This is a genomic window from Ensifer sp. SL37, from assembly GCF_026672675.1.
In the GTDB taxonomy this organism is placed as follows: Bacteria; Pseudomonadota; Alphaproteobacteria; order Rhizobiales; family Rhizobiaceae; genus Ensifer; species Ensifer adhaerens.
The window spans coordinates 837,155-850,023 of sequence record NZ_JAPPRN010000007.1 but is presented as its reverse complement, the minus strand read 5'-3'; the positions used below and the strand labels follow the sequence as shown (position 1 = coordinate 850,023).

Genomic DNA, 12,869 nt, shown 5'->3' with positions numbered 1-12,869 from the left:
GGCGTCGTACGCATGCGCTATGTCCAGCTCCGCGCCTTTCATAACGTGGCCATCCACGGCGGTTTCTCGCGTGCCGCCGAAGCGCTCTTCCTTACTCAGCCGGCAGTCTCGGATCAGGTGCGCAAGCTCGAGGAGGAATATGATGTCCTCCTCTTCAACCGGAACAAGAAGCAGGTAACGCTGACCCAGGCGGGCCAACAGCTCCTGGAAGTCACCCGCCGCATGTTCGACGTCGAGCAGCAGGCCCTGGATCTTTTGTCGGAATCACGGGCGCTGAGAGCGGGAAAACTACGGATCGTTGCCGATGCCGCCCATCACCTGCTGCATATCCTTGCCGCTTTCCGGCGCACCTATCCGACCGTCCAGGTGTCGATCGATTCCGGCAACACCGAAACCGTCATCACCAGCCTGCACGCCTATGAGGCAGACATCGGCGTTCTCGGCGAGATCCCGCAATCGAGCGACTTCGACATCCTGAAACTCAACTCCACGCCGATCATAGCCTTTGCGAGCCGTGACTATCCGCTGCAAGGCAAGAAAAAGGTGACTTTCGCTGAACTCGTGAAGCACCCCTTGGTCATGCGCGAGCAAGGCTCCAAGACCCGCCAAAAGCTCGAAACGATGTCGCAGCAATGTGGCGTGCAACTGACGCCGCTCATCGAAGCCGAAGGTCGTGAGGCGGTGCGCGAGATCGTCGCCGCCGGCGGCGGGGTCGGCTTCGTTTCGTCGGCGGAGTTCGGGCAAGACAGCCGCCTCATTCCCATCGAGATCGAAGCGCCCGAGATGCTGATGGACGAAGCACTCATCTGTTTGCGCGAGCGCAGCAACGGGAAACTGGTCAGCGCCTTTTTCGACATTGCCCGCAGGCTAACCTCTGCGCCGGCCTGATCGCTACCCGGACGGCAGCAACGCAATTCATCGCGCCAACCAGCCGCCATCAACCGGGACGACCGCGCCATGCATGTAGCGGGATGCCGGCGCCAAGAGAAAAACGGCAGCCTCGCCGATATCATCGGGCGTGCCCCAGCGACCGGCCGGGATGCGGTCAAGGATTGCCGCTGAGCGGTTCGCATCCGCGCGCAGCGCCTCGGTGTTGTTGGAGACGATGTAGCCAGGCGCGATCGCATTGACGTTGATGCCCTTGCTTGCCCATTCGTTGGCAAGGATGCGGGTAATGCCCAGCACTCCATGTTTTGAGGCCGTATAGGATGCGACACGAATGCCGCCCTGGAAGGATAACAACGAGGCGATATTGACGATGCGCCCGGCTCGCTTTTCGTCCAGGAGTTTTCGGCCATAGGCCTGGCAAAGAAGAAAGGCCGCCTTGAGATTGAGGTCGATCACGTCATCCCAGTCGGCCTCCGAGAGCTCGGTGGAGGCCGACCGACGAATGATGCCGGCATTGTTGACCAGTCCATCCAATGGGCCGCACTGTCCCCAGACGCGGTCAAGCAACGTTTTGACCGCCTCTCCATCGCTAAGATCGCAGGCAAACGGCTGGATCCGGCCGCCCGCCGCTTCGACCTTTTCGACTGTTTCGGCCATGGACGAGCGTCCGACCGCGACCACTTCGCCGCCAGCCCGGGCGACCGATACCGCGATGCCTTGGCCGATCCCGGTGTTGGCACCCGTAACCAGCACGCGCTTGCCGTCGAGGCTGAAGGCCGAGAGATCGCTCATCGCAACGTCTCCATCGGGACCGGGTCGGCGTCGGTGTAGTCGACATTGTCCCCCGCCATCGCCCAGATGAAGGCATAGCTGGAGGTGCCGCAACCGGAATGTATAGACCACACCGGCGACAGCACCGCCTCTTCGTTCGCCATCACGATATGGCGGGTTTCGGAAGGCTCTCCGAGAAAATGGAAAACCCGCGCCGGCTCCGGAAGGTCGAAATAAAGATAGACCTCCATGCGTCGATCATGGATGTGCGCCGGCATCGTGTTCCACACCGACCCTTCCTTCAGTTCCGTCATTCCGACGACCAGCTGGCAGGTCTCGATCCCATTGGTGAACTGAAAGATCGATCGTTCGTTCGATGTTTCCAGGCTGCCGAGATCGAGACGTTTCGCGCCCGCGATCGTCAAAAGCGCTGTCGGGTAAGTACGGTGCGCGGGGGCTGACAACAGATAGAACTTTGCCGGCTTCGACCGGTCGTCCGACGAGAACACCACGTCCGACCCCATGCCGACATAGATCATGTCACGGGGACCGAGCACATGGCTCTTTCCGGAAACGACGGCCCGCCCCGGCCCGCCGATGTTGACGGCAATCAGCTCGCGGCGCTCGAGAAACGTCTTCGTTCCCATCGGCTTGATGGCTTCGAGCGTCAGCTCCGCCTCGACCGGCATCGCCCCAGCGATCACCATGCGGTCGTAATGGGTATAGGTGAGGTTGACGCGATCGCTCGCAAACAAACCGCCAATGTGGAAATTGTGACGCAGCTCGTCGGTTCCCATCGCTGCGGCAGCAAGCGGATCGATGGCGTGGCGGGATGTAAAATCGGGGATCGTCATATCAAGTCTTTCGGTCGTTGTGGCAGGATCGAGGATGTCAGAGCGATACGCCGCGCATCAGCGTTACGGTTGTCCCCGTCTCGGACACGCGCCGTCGCAGCGCTCCGACGTCGGGTGCTGCAGGCAAGCGGGATAGTTTCCTTGTCCCCTCTGTCGCATCGGCCTGCGCAAGCACGGCGACGGCGAGCGTGCTGACGCCGACTGGAACAGTACCGCGCAATTGCGGAACCAAGGTTTTTGCGGAAACCAGGTTGGTGTTTGGGGCAGCGATATGGCAGCGGCCCTCCCGAGGGTTCGTCGAACCGATGTCGAGGATGGCTGACAGGTCCGTCGCCGTGGCAACGACAGCGCGGCCGGCACCCTGTTTGCAAACTTCGCCGGCGTCTCGCCCGACTGCAAAGCCGCCTTCGATCGTGGCGAGCGTCCGCGGCGTGTCGATGCGGTGAAGCCGAACCTGGAAATCGCCGTCCCAGTAAAGCCAGGTCTCGACCAAGACATCGGCGAAGGGCCGCCAACGCGCATAGAGAAGGTTGTTGGCGACGAGCGCCTCTTCGTTGGTTTCGCGCACGCGGAAATGCACGCCGTCATCGCTGAAGCCGATCATGGATTCGAGCACGGAATTGTCGAACCGCCAGAGATCGTTCTCGATGCTGAAGCCGTATCGCCCCGAATAGGCGAACTTCGCGTATTTCTCAGGCGCGAAGCGGATGAAGGTGTTCTCGGCGCTCGTGTGCTGGCCACAGGAGAGCGCAATGGCATCCCCTGCCGGATTGGCGATCAGGAAACCGATATGGCGCTGCGTGGAGACGGCGGATCGCTGTGGGCAGGCGTCCTCATCGCTCGCCCAGAACGGATGGTCCGCCGGCAGCATCAGCGGAAGGAAGGCCTTCAGCGCCCAATAGGGCGATTGCGCGGAATTGTACGGTTCCGACATGATGAGGTTGGGATAGGCGTAGCCGACGGGCATCACGCCATCGCGCGCGGCGAAGGGGCGCTTCGCCCACCAGCGCAGATGACGCAGGAAGTAACCCTTCTGTTGTCCGAAGGGGATCTCCTCTTCGCCTGCGAGCGCCATGGCGCCGAAGAGGCCGGCAATGGCAAAACGATAGGTCATCGAGCGACCGAAGCAGAGCGCCGGTCCGTCATCGGCAAACCATCTCGCCATGTCTCCGGCGATCAGTCGGGCCCGCTCCCGATACCTTTTCGTCCAGTCGCCGCCATCGAGGGCCGCCAGGATCAGGCCATAGAAGTGAAAGGCGAAGGGAATGTAGTGGTCGGCGCGGCGCGTATCCCCATCGTGATACCAGCCATCGCCGAGGTGGAACGCGTCGAGTTCCTGCCGGTACTGGTCGTCGAGTTCTCGATCACAATCGACCCCGACATGTCTCAAACCCATGCTGACGAGCAACCGGAAGAACTTCCAATTGTTGTCGCTATATTCGCAGGCATGGCCTTTGAGCAGATAGGCAACAACGTTTCGCCGTTCGCCCGTAGACAGGGGCGCCCAGAGCTTGTCTGGAACGAGCCTCAGTGCAAATCCGATCGCTGCGAGTTCCACGAGGCGCTGGCTGCGGTCGAACGGGTCGCCCCAGTATTCCGGATGGGCCGGATCACAGCCATTGGCAAGACCGCGCGCGATCGGCGTCCAATCGATCCACGTTGCGCCGCCGACCTCGGCCGGTGCCAGGCCCCAGAGCAGACGGGAATAGCCCTCCAAGTCGGCGGACGCCTGGTCGAAATGTGCCGCATGCGCATCCAGCCGGATGCGAGCGCCGCCGGCAGACCGATATTGTTCAACCGGCTCCACCAGCGCCTTGAGCGCGGCCTCGACATCGGCGCGGCTTTTGAGCGGATTGCCCGCCCACGGTTTAAACAGGGTTTCGGGGAAGATCATGTCGGTCATGCCAAAGGTTTCCGTTCGAACATTGCCGCGCGGGGGGATGACTTCCCGCGCGGCCCGGCAAAGTGGAGCGGATGCTCAGGCCTTGAGAATGCGGTCGGCCGATGAGACGAGTTCGTTGCCTGCTTCCGCCGGCGTCAGCTGGCCGAAGGCGACCTTGTCGGCGAGCGGCCGGAAGACGCGCTCGTCAAGTTCACCAGCACCGAGCGGCACGGCCGGCGGGTAGGTGCCGACGCGATCCGCAATGCCGTTGACATAGTCGACCGTCTTTTTCGCCGTGGCGTCGATCGAGGGAAGAACGGCGGTCTGCACGTCGGTGTTTACAGGCACGCCGCGCTCGACCTGAAGGATCTTGCCGGCCTCCAGGTCGTTGACGAAAAAGTCGATGAATTGCGCTGCGAGTTCCGGGTTCTTCGCGGTGCTTGCGATCGACCAGTGCAAGCCGGGGCGATAGAAAAGCCCGGAGGGACCATCCGCACTGCTGACCGGCAGCGACGTGATATCGAGCGTGCTCTTGGAGATCTTCTGGAAGGCAGGGAGCTGGTTTGAGAAGGCAATCGCGATGGCCGCGTTGCCGGTCGCCAGCGGGTTGCTGTCGACCAGCACCTTGTCGAGCGCTTGTATCTCGGCGGAGACGCAGCCGCCGTTCTTGGTGAGGCTCTCCCAATAGCCGAACCAATCGGCCGCATCGCTGGCCTCATAGCCGAGCTTTCCGGCTTCCGTGTAGAGCTTCTTGCCGCGCTGATGCAAAAACGCCTCGAAGGCGTATGTGTAGCGCGACGCGTTTCCAACCGCCCAGACGTTCTTCTTGCCTATTGCCTTGGTAAGGTCGATCGAGAACTTGGCGAAGTCGTCCCAGGTGGTTTTGGCCGAAGGCGGGATAAGCCCGGCTTTCGTGACCGCATCAGCGTCGTAGATCATGGCAAAGGCGTTCAGCGACAACGGCATACCGGTCACCTTGCCGTCGACCGTTCCAAGATCGAGCACACCTGGCACCAGCTTGTCCGTGCGGATGACCTTGCCGAGATAGTCGTTGAGCGGCAGGTTGGTGGACCGGCGGCTATAATCGGCAAAGCGGCTGGGCTCGAGCTGGAAAATGTCCGGGGCGTTCCCACCGGCGATCATCGTCGTCAGTTTGGCCCAGTAATCGCTCCCGCCCACTTCGCCGACGATCTTGGCGCCGGAATGCGCCGCCCCGAAGAGCTTGGCAACGCCAAGCGTGCGCTCGGCGCGGCTGGGTGTACCCCACCAATAAAGGCGCATGGAATCCTCAGCAAAGGCGCGGATCGCGGGCATCGTCGCGAGCGTGGCGCCGGCCCCGAAAAGCGCGGCGTTACGCAGAAAATGGCGTCTGTTGATCATGTTCTCCTCCTCCATGATTTGTTCCTTGAGATCTCTCTTTGCGATCAATGGCCGATGCGGTCGCCGGCCCCGTCGAACAGGTGGCAGTTTTCCGCGGCAATCCGGACGTCCAGCGTTGAGCCGGCAGTGATCGGGCGTTGGCCATCGAGAGCAACCGTCAGCGACTGCCCGTCGGTGAGCCGCCCGTAAACGATGGTCTGACCGCCGAGATGCTCGACATGGACGACCGTCAGCGCGCCAAGTTCGAGCCCGCCGGTCGCGTCGATACCGATATGTTCGGGCCGCAGGCCGAGGCTGACCTTTGTGCCAACCGCGATGCGCTCCTCGATCGGGAGCCGCGCAATTCTGCCGGCAACATCGATCGAGATACCGCCGTCGCGGATGTCGCGTGCGACGGCATCGAGGAAATTCATCTTGGGCGAGCCGATGAAGCCGGCGACGAAGCGGTTGGCGGGCCGGTTATAGATCTCGAGCGGCGTGCCGTGCTGTTCGATGACCCCGGCGCGCAAGACGACGATGCGGTCTGCAAGCGTCATTGCCTCCACCTGGTCATGGGTGACGTAGATCATCGTCGCGCCGATATCCTTGTGCAGCTTGGCTATCTCGACGCGCGTCTGGACGCGAAGCTCCGCATCGAGATTGGACAGCGGCTCGTCGAACAGGAAGATCTTCGGGTCGCGCACGATTGCCCTGCCGATCGCTACGCGCTGCCGCTGGCCGCCAGAGAGTTGCTTCGGCTTGCGGTCGAGCAGATGGGTAATCTGCAGGATGTCGGCGGCCTTGCGGACCCGCTTGTCGATCTCCGGCTTCGGCATCTTTGCCGTTTCGAGACCGAAGGACATGTTCTTGTAGACGCTCATATGCGGGTAGAGCGCATAGGACTGGAAGACCATGGCGATGCCGCGCTGGCTCGCCTCCTTCTCGTTCATGCGCTCGCCGCCGATGGAAAGTTCGCCGCCGCTGATCGGCTCGAGCCCCGCAATCATGCGCAAAAGGGTCGACTTGCCGCACCCCGATGGGCCGACGAAAACCACGAACTCTCCGGAGCCGATCGCCAGATCGACGCCGCGGATGATGTCGAGATTGCCAAAGCTCTTCTTGATCTTGCTCAAAGCCAGCGTCGTCATCGTTTCCGTCCCTATCTCTCAATTCCAGTTGGTGTCAGCGCTTCATGCCGGTTGTCGCGATGCCTTCGATCAGCAGTCGCTGGAACAGCATGAAGAGGATGAAGATTGGCAGCACCGTCAGCGTCGACATGGCAAAGAGCGAACCCCAGTCCGACGTCCCGGTGGAGTCGACGAAGGTGCGCAGACCGAGCTGGGCGGTGTATTTTTCAATGTCATTCAGGTAGATGAGCGGCGCAAAGAAATCGTCCCAGGTCCAGATGAACGAGAAGACGGCTGCCGTCGCCAACACCGGCGTTGAGAGCGGCAGGATTACCTTCAGGAAGATGCGCAGCGGGCCGCAACCATCCATGATGGCCGCCTCGTCGAGCTCGCGCGGGATGCCCCGGAAAAACTGCACCATCAGGAAGATGAAGAAGGCGTCGATCGCCAGGAATTTCGGCACCACCAGTGGCAGGATGGAGTTCACCCAGCCAAGCTTCAGGAACATCACATATTGCGGGATCAGCACCGCATGCTGCGGCATCATCAAGGTGCCGAGCATCAGTGTGAACCAGAAACCGCGCCCCTTGAAACGCAGGCGCGTGAAGGCATAGGCCGCCATCGAGCAGGAAATGAGGTTGCCGATGACGACGAGCAGCGAAATCACCAGCGAATTGAAGAACATCCAGCCAAAGCCGATACTCAAGCCGGTCCAGCCGCGGCGATAGGCATCGACTGTCGGGTCAGTCGGGATCAGCCCCGTCGAGGTGAAGATCTCGCTGTCCGGCTTGAACGAGCTCGCGACCATCCAGAGCAGCGGATAGAGCATGAGAAAGCTGACCGCGACGAGCAGCGCATAAAGCAGAGCACGTTTCCACGGGGATGTGCCAGATACGCCGGCGTCGGCGCGCGAAGCGATGGTGGTCGTCGAAAGAGCGGCATCAGTCATCGTAGTGAACCCAGTACCTGGCTGTCAGGAATGACATGGCGGTGAAGAAGGCGATGATGAGCACCAGGACCCAGGCCAGCGCCGAGGCATAGCCGAAGCGGAAATTGGTGAAGGCCTCCTGGTAGAGGTAGAGCGTGTAAAACAGCGTGGAGTCGATCGGACCGCCGGTTCCGTCGCTGATGACAAAGGCCGAGGTGAAGGCCTTGAAGGCATCGATCGTCAGGATCACGGCATTAAAGAAGATCACTGGCGTCAAAAGCGGCAAGGTGATCTTGAAGAACTGCCGGGCCTTGCTGGCGCCATCTATGCTTGCCGCCTCGTACATGTCCTGCGGGATCTGACGCAGACCGGCAAGAAAGATGATCATCGAGGATCCAAACTGCCAAACCGCCAGGAGAACGAGCGTATAAAGCGACGTCGAAGGGTTCGAGATCCAGCTTGGCCCTTCGAAACCGAACAACGCGTTAAGCGCCTGATTGAGTAATCCGTCGCCGGCAAACACCTGTCGCCACAGGACCGCCACGGCGACGCTGCCGCCGACCAGTGACGGCAGATAGAAGATCGCACGAAAGAGCGACAGGCCTTCAAGCCCCCGGTTCAGCGCCACTGCCACGGCAAGCGCAAAAAGCAACTTCAAGGGAACCGACAGCATCACGAAGGTGAAGGTCACGTTCATCGCCGTCCAGAAGCGCGGATCATCGGTCGCGATGCGCACGTAGTTCTCCGCGCCAACCCAGTTTGCTGCGCCAAGGCCGCTGTAGTCGGTCAGAGACAAATAGAACGAGGCGACAGCAGGCCCGAGCGTCAGCAGAAAAAAGCCAATAAGCCACGGCGTGATAAAGCCGTACCCGGCCAGGCTCTCTGCGAGCCTGAACCCGCTGCCGGCAGCCGGCCTTTCAGTTGTCCCTAATGTGGACATTGTATCTCTCTCCAGCGATGCCCGGCTCCTCCCGAGCATCCGACTCCTAGCGGCTAGAAATTTTCCCGTCAACAGAAAGTTTCGTAGTTGACGAAATTATCGTATTTGTGCGAAAACTTCACGAAACCAACGTGAGGCTTATCATGCGCATCGAACGAAACAGCTACTTCAACGCGGTCGAAATGGTTGGCAATCGCCCCAATCGCGAACGTCACCAGCAGGCTTTGGAACGCTGCATTGCCAAATTGCGCCAGACCATGCCGACAATCGGTCTGCGCAATCCGAAGATTGGCCTGCCGGATCAGACGTGGAGCTATTGCGGGCCCTTTGACTGGGTCGTGAGCTTTCACGCCGGCCAGCTCTGGCTTGCGCTGGAACTCACGGGCGATCCCAGCTTCCTGAACGCCGCCCGGGCCCGCCGCGCCATTTTTCGCGACATCTTGCGCCATCGCGATGCGCAAGACCACGATCTCGGCTTCCAGTTTTCTTTGAGCTGCGTTGCGGAGTGGCTGCTGACAGGCGACCGGGAGGCTCGCGACCTCGCTCTTGAAGCTGCGGCGAGGCTGCTTGAGCGCTATCGCCCGGATGCACGATATATCCAGGCCTGGAATGCTCGCTCGATCCACGGTGGCATTCGCTCCGAATTCGTCAATGGGCGCGTCATCGTCGATACGATGCAAAACCTCGCGCTGCTACACTGGGCCCACCGCGAGACCGGCCGCGGCGATTTTGCCGAAGCCGCCGATGGCCACGCCGAAACGACCCTGAAGCACCTGGTTCGCGCCGACGACACAAGCTTCCACACCTTCCTGTTCGACCCTTCAAGCGGTAAGCCCCTGCGCGGGGAGACCCATCAAGGATATGCGGATGATTCCTGCTGGTCACGCGGCCAGGCCTGGCTGATCCATGGCTATGCGCAGTGCGCGGCAACCACCGGCAACCCTCACTTCGCCGACGCCGCCAGACGTCTGGCTGCCAAGGCCGAAGCTCTGATGGGCGACGACGGCGTCCCCGTCTGGGACTATTCGGTTCCTGATGCCAAGTCAGCGCCCCGCGACAGTTCCGCCGGCGCGATCATGGCGGCCGGCATCTTCATCCTCGCCGGGCTTTGTGAACCGGAGGAGGCACAACGCTGGTACGCATTCGGCGATCGCCTGATCGGTGGCCTGCTCGACACTTGCGATCTGACGGGCGATCCCAAGGCCGAAGGGCTGCTCGCCCATGGCGCAGCCCATGCCAGCGCCGGCTATTCCGATGCGATGCTGCCCTACGGCGACTATTATTTCATGGAGGCGCTGATGCGTTCGCTTGGGCACACGCGCTTCTTCTGGTAGTGGACGATCATGACCATGCAGCCGCGATCAATCTCGCCCACTCCGGCCAGATAGGAACCTTCGTCGAAATGGATGACGAATCGAACGCCCCGACACTCAAGGACATCGCCGACGCCGCGGGCGTTTCGGTCGCGTCCGTATCGAAGGTGCTCAACAATCGCGGTGGCGTCGGCGACGAAAGCCGGCGCAAGATCCTCGACCATGCGGAGCGCCTGGGCTACCGGGTCCGGGCGGCCCGCTCGCTGATCCGCGCCGGCGTCGAGAGCACTGTGCTGGTGATGCCGGCACAGTTTTATGCCAGTTCGGCTTTCTACGAGGACGTGATCCAGGGCGTGCTTGCAGAGGCCAGCACAAGCTCGCTCAGGATCGACGTCAGGCTTGTCTCGCTGGATGCGGAGATCGCGATCAGCGAAATCTCTGACATTCTGCGCGACATCCGGCCGGGCGCCCTTGTCGTGCTCGGCATGGACCATCCCGTCATGATCGACAGGATTGTCGATAGCGGCATCCCGGCCGTCATCATCAACGGCATGGACCGGACGATGCGGCTCTCATGCGTGCTGCCCGACAACTGGTCTGCCGGCTGGCTCGCTGCACAAAGGTTACTTGCGGCCGGCCACCGCGAGATCGTGCACGTGACAATTCCCCACCGCCTGTCGCTACGCCGGCGCCTTGAAGGCTTCCGGATCGCGCTGGAGGAGGCCGGAATTGCCTTCGACGAAAATAGACACATCTTTGATCTCGGTCGCATGGGCCTGCAAGAGCCCGACACCACGCCGGCGATACGGCAGGCCATAAAGCAGGGGCGTTTCACCGACACAACCGCGTTCTTCTGCAGCACCGATCTAATCGCGATCAACGTCATGCAAGCTCTCGAAGCGAGTAGTCACTCGGTTCCGGAAGACTTCTCCATCATCGGGGTCGACGATATCGCGATCGCCCGGCACAGCCGCCCGCCGCTGACGACGATGCGGATCGACCGGGGTGAGCTTGGCCGTGCCGGCATCCAACTCCTGCTGGAACGGATCAACGACCCCGAAATCAATGTGCGCCGGGTCAATCTCGGCGTCCGCTTGGTTGAACGCTCCACAGTCGCCGTACCAAGGAGCAGCCCTCACGCGAAAAGAGCGTAACAGGTAGCAGGAACGAAAGCGCCTCTGCCTGGCGCGCACCACGTTCGACGGACGAGACCCGTGTGTCGGGAGCGCGGAGCCGTAAAATGATGTGGTCAACCACACGGCCACTCTCACGCGTGGCCGCACCTCACCTGCCATCGATGGATGGCCGCGTCACGCCCCACAAGCCATGTCACGCAACTGTCACGCGCAATAGATCAACGAGACTGCTAAGAAGTAGAAACGTTATCATTGCTCGAGTAGCAACATGCCCCGATACCTCTTTCATATTCACCTGTCCGGCAGGATCAGTCGCGATGACCATGGAGCGTTTCACGCCAATGACAGTCAGGCGGTGACCAATGGCAGGTCGATCGCCGACAAGATCGCTGAAGACGACAGGCACCGTAGCGTCATCGTGACTGTCGAACGAGCCGGCGGCGTCGTTCTGGCCCGCGTGACTGCCAGGAGAGCAATGCCACCCTGGCAATCTGCGAGTTCGAAATTCGAACACGCTTGGAGAGAACTGTCCGACCTTGACGTTAGCCAATTCCGCAGGGCGCGTTAGAAATCCTGGCCCTGTTTTATTGACGTCAGCGAGGCGTCCTCTTTCGGTTAGGGGATGGCTCGCACGCGACGGTCGCCGGTGGTCCATAAGCCCTATGCCGCGACAATAGTTGCGAGCACGCTGACGCAATCACCGGATTTGACGAGGCCGGGGAAATGGCGAGCGACGAGGATGCCGTCCATCTTTGCCCGTATGTTCAGCGGTTCGTCGCCTGTACGGCCGATCGGATAGATGCGGGCGACGATTTCCCCGCTCCTCACCTGGTCGCCGAGATCGACGAATGGTTCAACAAGGCCGCCGTTCTCGGCAAAGCAAAAGCAGTTGCCGTCGGGCATGTCGAGCCACGTGGTTTCGCCGTTTTCGACTGCCCCTTTCAAGATACCTGCCGCCTTCAGCACGTTGGAAACGCCCGCCTTGGCGATACGCGCGCTCCTGGCCGTCGCCGTGCCGCCACCGCCGAGCTCGGTGGTGATGAAGACCTTGCCCATCTCCTCCGCCGCCGTGTCGTACATGCCGACGGCATCGATCTCCAGCATCTTCATCGACCATGGGGCGCCGAAGGCCCTGACGAGTTCGAAGGATTTTTCCTCCTGTGCCTTGTCTGGCAGCACATGGGCGGCGCAGAAAGGCAGAAAGTCGAGCGTCTTTCCGCCTGAATGAAAGTCGAGCACGATTTCGGCAAGCGGTAACAGCGTGCGCTGGAAATAGTCCGCGATCTTCTGGGTGACCGTGCCGTCCGGCGCGCCTGGAAAGCTTCGGTTCATGTTGCCCTTGTCGATCGGCGAGGTGCGGGTGCCGGCCAAAAAGGCCGGATAGTTCATCGCCGGCACGATGATGACGCGGCCCGTGACGTCATCGGCCTTCAGCGTGCGGGCGAGATCGAAGAGCGCAATCGGGCCCTCATACTCATCGCCGTGGTTGCCGCCGGTGAGAAGGGCCGTCGGGCCCTCCCCGTTCTTCACGACTGTCACCGGGATCATCACCGAGCCCCAGGCGGAATCGTCGCGGCTGTGAGGCAGACGCAGGAAACCATGCTGAACGCCCTCGGCCGAAAAATCGACCGTAGAACTGATCGGCGAAGGACGAAGGTTGATTTCCCGCAT

13 protein-coding genes are annotated in these 12,869 nt (G+C 61.3%); 4 read left to right on the top strand and 9 right to left on the bottom strand.

Annotated features, from left to right (window positions below; all coding sequences use genetic code 11):
- Positions 1-12: 12 nt before the first annotated feature.
- Positions 13-888, top strand: coding sequence for a LysR substrate-binding domain-containing protein (locus tag OVA00_RS36295; protein ID WP_034794762.1), 876 nt, complete (start codon positions 13-15; stop codon positions 886-888).
- A 27-nt stretch (positions 889-915) separates the two neighbouring features.
- Here OVA00_RS36295 and kduD read toward each other — a convergent pair whose 3' ends face one another.
- The 8 genes from kduD to OVA00_RS36255 all read right to left on the bottom strand — a co-directional run bounded on the left by kduD (position 916) and on the right by OVA00_RS36255 (position 9,216).
- A complete protein-coding gene (gene kduD / locus OVA00_RS36290) occupies positions 916-1,680 on the bottom strand; it encodes a 2-dehydro-3-deoxy-D-gluconate 5-dehydrogenase KduD (protein WP_034794766.1) in 765 nt (254 codons plus the stop codon).
- Positions 1,677-2,513: a 5-dehydro-4-deoxy-D-glucuronate isomerase gene (gene kduI, locus OVA00_RS36285; RefSeq protein ID WP_034794769.1), complete on the bottom strand. Its 837-nt coding sequence runs from the start codon at positions 2,511-2,513 to the stop codon at positions 1,677-1,679. Before kduI ends, kduD begins: the two co-directional genes overlap by 4 nt.
- Positions 2,514-2,550: 37 nt before the next feature.
- Positions 2,551-4,407 carry a DUF2264 domain-containing protein gene (locus OVA00_RS36280; protein WP_442780604.1) on the bottom strand — a complete coding sequence of 619 codons (1,857 nt, stop codon included), beginning with the start codon at positions 4,405-4,407 and terminating at the stop codon, positions 2,551-2,553.
- 84 nt (positions 4,408-4,491) lie between these two features.
- On the bottom strand, positions 4,492-5,775 hold the full coding sequence (locus tag OVA00_RS36275) for an ABC transporter substrate-binding protein (protein ID WP_268090789.1): 1,284 nt from the start codon (positions 5,773-5,775) through the stop codon (positions 4,492-4,494).
- A 44-nt stretch (positions 5,776-5,819) separates the two neighbouring features.
- Complete coding sequence (locus tag OVA00_RS36270) at positions 5,820-6,902, bottom strand: ABC transporter ATP-binding protein (protein WP_034794772.1); 1,083 nt, start codon at positions 6,900-6,902, stop codon at positions 5,820-5,822.
- A gap of 34 nt (positions 6,903-6,936) precedes the next feature.
- Positions 6,937-7,830: a carbohydrate ABC transporter permease gene (locus tag OVA00_RS36265; protein ID WP_034794776.1), complete on the bottom strand. Its 894-nt coding sequence runs from the start codon at positions 7,828-7,830 to the stop codon at positions 6,937-6,939.
- Complete coding sequence (locus tag OVA00_RS36260) at positions 7,823-8,749, bottom strand: carbohydrate ABC transporter permease (RefSeq protein ID WP_268090787.1); 927 nt, start codon at positions 8,747-8,749, stop codon at positions 7,823-7,825. The genes OVA00_RS36265 and OVA00_RS36260 overlap by 8 nt, the downstream gene beginning before the upstream one ends.
- A gap of 68 nt (positions 8,750-8,817) precedes the next feature.
- Entirely contained in the window at positions 8,818-9,216 is a 399-nt protein-coding gene (locus OVA00_RS36255) for a hypothetical protein (protein ID WP_268091179.1), read from the bottom strand.
- Between the two features lie 21 nt (positions 9,217-9,237).
- Between OVA00_RS36255 and OVA00_RS36250 the strand changes: the two genes are divergently transcribed.
- From OVA00_RS36250 to OVA00_RS40185, 3 genes are all read left to right on the top strand, one after another.
- Positions 9,238-10,083, top strand: a complete 846-nt coding sequence (locus tag OVA00_RS36250; protein WP_326494161.1) for a glucoronyl hydrolase — start codon at positions 9,238-9,240, stop codon at positions 10,081-10,083.
- 68 nt (positions 10,084-10,151) lie between these two features.
- Positions 10,152-11,216, top strand: a complete 1,065-nt coding sequence (locus tag OVA00_RS36245; RefSeq protein WP_268090786.1) for a LacI family DNA-binding transcriptional regulator — start codon at positions 10,152-10,154, stop codon at positions 11,214-11,216.
- Between the two features lie 250 nt (positions 11,217-11,466).
- Positions 11,467-11,766 (top strand): DUF6894 family protein, encoded by a 300-nt coding sequence (locus OVA00_RS40185; protein WP_034794785.1) that lies wholly within the window; start codon positions 11,467-11,469, stop codon positions 11,764-11,766.
- A 92-nt stretch (positions 11,767-11,858) separates the two neighbouring features.
- Here OVA00_RS40185 and doeB read toward each other — a convergent pair whose 3' ends face one another.
- Complete coding sequence (gene doeB / locus OVA00_RS36240) at positions 11,859-12,869, bottom strand: N(2)-acetyl-L-2,4-diaminobutanoate deacetylase DoeB (protein WP_060516649.1); 1,011 nt, start codon at positions 12,867-12,869, stop codon at positions 11,859-11,861.